Genomic DNA, 4,287 nt, shown 5'->3' with positions numbered 1-4,287 from the left:
GAGACCGGCTGCGTACGGCCCGGCGAAGACGCGTGATCAGACCCGGTCCGGATCAGGGGCGTTCGCGCGGTACAGATCGGGCTCAAGGTAGATGACTCGGGCGATCGGTACGGCCGCGCGAATGCGCCGTTCGGCCTCGTCGATCCCCCGGGCCACTTCTGCCGCCGTCTCGTCGTGCCTCACCGCGATCTTCGCCGCGACCAGGAGCTCTTCCGGCCCCAGGTGCAGCGTCCGCAGATGGATGACCTTGTCGATCTCCGAGGCCTCTTCCGCTGCCGCGCAGATGCGCTCCTCGACTTCGGGCGCCGCGCTCTCGCCGATCAGGAGCGACTTGGTCTCCACGGCCAGGATGATCGCGATGATCGCGAGCAGGACGCCGATGGCGATGGTGCCGACGCCGTCCCACACGCCGTCACCGGTGATCACCGCCATCGTCACGCCGAACAGCGCGAAAATGAGGCCGAGCAGCGCGCCCAGGTCCTCCAGCAGCACGACCGGCAGTTCGGGGGCCTTGGCCCGGCGGACGAACGACACCCACGACTTGTCACCCTTGAGGTGCCGCGACTCCTTGATCGCGGTCCGGAACGAGAAGGCCTCCGCCACGATCGCGAAGATCAGCACGCCGAAGGCCCACTGCGGCGAGTCCACGGGATGCGGGTCGGAGATCTTGTGCCAGCCCTCGTACAGCGAGAACAGCGCGCCGATCGTGAACAGCACCACGGCCACCACGAAGGCGTAGAAGTAACGCTCCCGCCCGTAGCCGAAGGGGTGCTCGCGGGTGCGATTACGGGCCGCGCGCTTGCCCCCTACGATCAGCAGCGCCTGGTTGCCCGAGTCGGCCACGGAGTGCACGGACTCCGCGAGCATCGACGACGACCCGGTGAAGGCGAACGCCACGAACTTCGCCACCGCGATCGCCAGGTTCGCGGCCAGCGCCGCGATGATCGCCTTGGTACCGCCACCCGCACTCACGTGGAACTCCTCACAAACTCGGCCACGGAAGATCTTATGGGGAAACCCGAGCCTGGAGTTCCATCACGGCGGGCACGCTGGTCGGGTCGATGCCATATCCCATGGCGAGATAAACGCTGCCGTAGTCTCCCAAGCCGACCAGCGTGGCCAGACGCTCCAGCGGGTGGGCGCCCTCGGCGAGGATCTCGGACACCGGCACACCGCGGTTCTCGGCGAGCCGTACGGACGCCGTCCGGCACTTGACGACCTGCGGAAGCTCCTCGGCGTCACGCAGCAGGAACAGCCGCAGCCGGGCACCCGCTCCGCCGGACTCGCCCGGCTCGTCGGCGAACGGATCGTGGAAGAGGTCCCGCCCGGCCAGCGGCCCGTCGAGCACGGCGAGCTGGTCATGGCTCGCATCGGGAATCTCACCCCACACTGCGGGATATTTCGCGTTCTCACTGAGCTGACGGGCGAGCCGGTGCGCGGCCACCCGCGCCAGCGGCGAGGTGCCCCAGATCATCGGGACGCTGCCGGCCAGCTCCACGGCCAGCGTCTTGCCGGGATTGATGAACGACTCGCTCGACGGCCGGCACCGGTGGGCGATGTCCTCGAGCCGCCGGGCCACCGACTCGAACACGTCCTCCCCCGCCTCCACCAGGCCCAGCGAGGCCGCGGCGACGACCAGGGGGACCGTCAGCTCCCACAGTGCCGTACGCGAAGGACCCGGCGATCCGGAGACCGGCACGTACGGCCCGCCGGCCCGGACGACGAGATCGCGAAGCGGCGTGCCCACCGGGCCGACCCCGATCATCCGGCAGCCGCGTCGTACGGACTCGGCGGCCAGCGCGAGCGTCTCCTCGGTACGGCCCGAGTGCGAGACGGCGCAGACCAGGTCGGCGGCGCCGACCCAGCCCGGCAACCGGTAGCCACGCGCTGTCACGATCGGCAGCGGCGCGCCGTTCGCGCAGACGGCCTCGAGCACCTCGCCGGCGAGCGCCGAGGACCCCACCCCGGCCACCACGATCGCCCGCGGCCTGCCGTCCGCGGCGACGCGCGCCACCTCCGCCTCCCGCGCGGAGCGGTACGCCATGCGGACCTGGGCGGCCGACGACGCGACGACCCTGAGCATGCCGGAGGGGTCGCCCTCCGCAAGGCAGGACTGGTCGTCGAGCCGGTCAGGCTCGAAACTCCGGCCGGGCGCCCCTCCGGCGCCGCTCATACCTTGCGGGCCTCGTCGACGAGGAGAACCGGGATGTCGTCGCGCACCGGATAGATGAGCCCGCACGTGTCGGACGTGCACGACAACTCGTCCGCATCGGCGTCCGCGGCGACGCGGAGCGGGGACTTGCACGCCGGGCAGGCCAGGATGTCCAGCAACCAGTCATCGATCTTCAACTTGTCAGCTCCTCACGACGGCGAGCGCCTCGTCGCGCACGGCCGCCATCATCGTCTCGTCCGCCGCCTCCGCGTTGAGCCGCAGCAGCGGTTCGGTGTTGGACGGCCGCAGGTTGAACCACCAACCGGTGCCACTGACGGTGAGACCGTCCAGTTCATCGAGGGTCACTCCCTCACGGCCGGCGAAGGTCTCGCGCACCCTGGCGAGGGCCGCGGCCTGGTCGGCCACCCTGCTGTTGATCTCCCCGGAGGACGCGTACCGCGAGTAGCGCGACAGGACCTCCGACAGCGGCCGGTCCTGCTCACCCAGCGCGGCGAGCACGTGGAGGGCCGCCAGCATGCCGGAGTCGGCGAACCAGAAGTCGCGGAAGTAGTAGTGGGCGGAGTGCTCGCCCCCGAAGACCGCCCCCGTGCGGGCCATCTCCGCCTTGATGAACGAATGCCCGACGCGGGTGCGGACCGGGACGCCGCCGTGCTCTCGTACGATCTCCGGCACGCCCAGGGAGGTGATCAGATTGTGGATGACCGTCGCACCCGGGTGCTTGGCCAGCTCACGGACCGCGACCAGCGCGGTGATCGTGGACGGTGAGACCGACTCGCCCCGCTCGTCGATCACCCAGCACCGGTCCGCGTCGCCGTCGAACGCGATGCCGATGTCGGCGCCGTGCTCGACGACCGCCTTCTGCAGGTCGCGCAGGTTCTCCGGCTCGATCGGGTTGGCCTCGTGGTTGGGGAAGCCGCCGTCGAGTTCGAAGTAGAGCGGGGTCAGCTCGATCGGCAGGCCGGTGAAGACTTCGGGGACGGTGTATCCCCCCATGCCGTTGCCCGCGTCGACCACGACCTTGAGCGGCCGGATCTCCGCCAGGTCGACCAGGGTCTTGAGGTGGGTGGCGTAGCCGCCGAGGAGGCTCTGCTCGGTCACCGTGCCCTCGCCGGCCGCGCTGGTTCCACCGCTGCCGATCAGTTCGGCCGCGCGATCCCGGATCTCGATCAGGCCGGTGTCCGTGCCGATGGGCACTGCCCCGGCGCGGCACATCTTCATGCCGTTGTACTGGGCGGGGTTGTGGCTGGCGGTGAACATCACGCCGGGCAGGCCGAGGCTGCCGCTGGCGTAGTAGAGCATGTCGGTCGAGCCCAGGCCCGCGTTGACCACGTCGGCGCCCCGGGATGTCGCACCCCGGGCGAAGGCCGCGGCCAGCGGACCGGAGGAGGTCCGCATGTCGTGCGCCATCACCACCGACCCGGCGCCGGTCACCTCCACGAAGGCCGCCCCGACGGCCTGCGCGATCTCCTCGTTGAGCTCGTCCGGCACCACGCCGCGCACGTCGTACGCTTTGAAGATCTTGGTGAGGTCGGCCACCGCATAGCCCCTAAAAGTCGTGACGTCTTCGCAGTCGAGCCTATAGCGCCGTCATGACGCGAGGTCACCGCTCCCGGTTCGGCTGTGCCGACTTCAGCACCCGCAGGTGCCCCCGCCGCCCCACCTCGACCGCCTGACCGACCGGCTCCCCCGCCGCCGGGGCGGGACGGGCGGCCTCGCGCACCGCGTTGGCCAGCGCCTCCAGATCGTCACCGCTCGGCGAGACCGCCTCCGACGGAAGTCGTACGACCTCCCATCCCCGCGGTGCGGTGAGCCGCTCCGCATGCTCCGCGCACAGGTCGTAACAGTGAGGCTCTACGTACGTCGCCAGCGGGCCGAGGACAGCGGTGGAGTCGGCGTAGACATACGTGAGTGTGAAGACGGCAGGCTGCCTGCAGGCGGTACGGGAACAGCTGCGGACGGGGCTCACGGTGGGACCGTATCCGGTCCGCGTTCACATTGCCACCACCCCGGCACTCTTATCGAGCGTGTCGCCACAATCCGTCCAAAAGATTCGAGGTACCCGTGCCCGGCTCATGGCAGGGGCATGACTTTTGGAACACACCCCAGGGACACGG

Annotated in this window: 5 protein-coding genes; all 5 read right to left on the bottom strand. The window is 70.0% G+C overall.

Features of this window, described 5'->3' with window-relative positions; translation table 11 throughout:
- Positions 1-36: 36 nt before the first annotated feature.
- Positions 37-972 (bottom strand): cation diffusion facilitator family transporter, encoded by a 936-nt coding sequence (locus Mth01_RS28970; protein WP_204019147.1) that lies wholly within the window; start codon positions 970-972, stop codon positions 37-39.
- Between the two features lie 34 nt (positions 973-1,006).
- The gene (locus tag Mth01_RS28965; RefSeq protein ID WP_204019146.1) at positions 1,007-2,173 is read right to left on the bottom strand and encodes an SIS domain-containing protein; all 1,167 of its coding nucleotides are present in this window, start codon (positions 2,171-2,173) and stop codon (positions 1,007-1,009) included.
- Complete coding sequence (locus Mth01_RS28960; protein WP_204019145.1) at positions 2,170-2,349, bottom strand: Trm112 family protein; 180 nt, start codon at positions 2,347-2,349, stop codon at positions 2,170-2,172. Before Mth01_RS28960 ends, Mth01_RS28965 begins: the two co-directional genes overlap by 4 nt.
- 4 nt (positions 2,350-2,353) lie before the next feature.
- On the bottom strand, positions 2,354-3,709 hold the full coding sequence (locus tag Mth01_RS28955; protein ID WP_204019144.1) for a phosphomannomutase/phosphoglucomutase: 1,356 nt from the start codon (positions 3,707-3,709) through the stop codon (positions 2,354-2,356).
- Positions 3,710-3,773: 64 nt separating this feature from the next.
- On the bottom strand, positions 3,774-4,139 hold the full coding sequence (locus Mth01_RS28950) for a DUF3499 domain-containing protein (protein ID WP_204019143.1): 366 nt from the start codon (positions 4,137-4,139) through the stop codon (positions 3,774-3,776).
- Positions 4,140-4,287: the final 148 nt, after the last annotated feature.

Origin of the sequence: Sphaerimonospora thailandensis (assembly GCF_016863115.1) — a bacterium.
GTDB lineage: Bacteria > Actinomycetota > Actinomycetes > Streptosporangiales > Streptosporangiaceae > Sphaerimonospora > Sphaerimonospora cavernae.
Note: the sequence above shows the minus strand (reverse complement) of the source record. Positions and strands in the feature narration are given on the sequence as shown.

Coding starts and splice junctions, on each gene's coding strand:
- Mth01_RS28965 (WP_204019146.1), bottom strand. CDS start 2,173: ATGAGCGGCGCCGGAGGGGCGCCCGGCCGGAGTTTCGAGCCTGACCGG.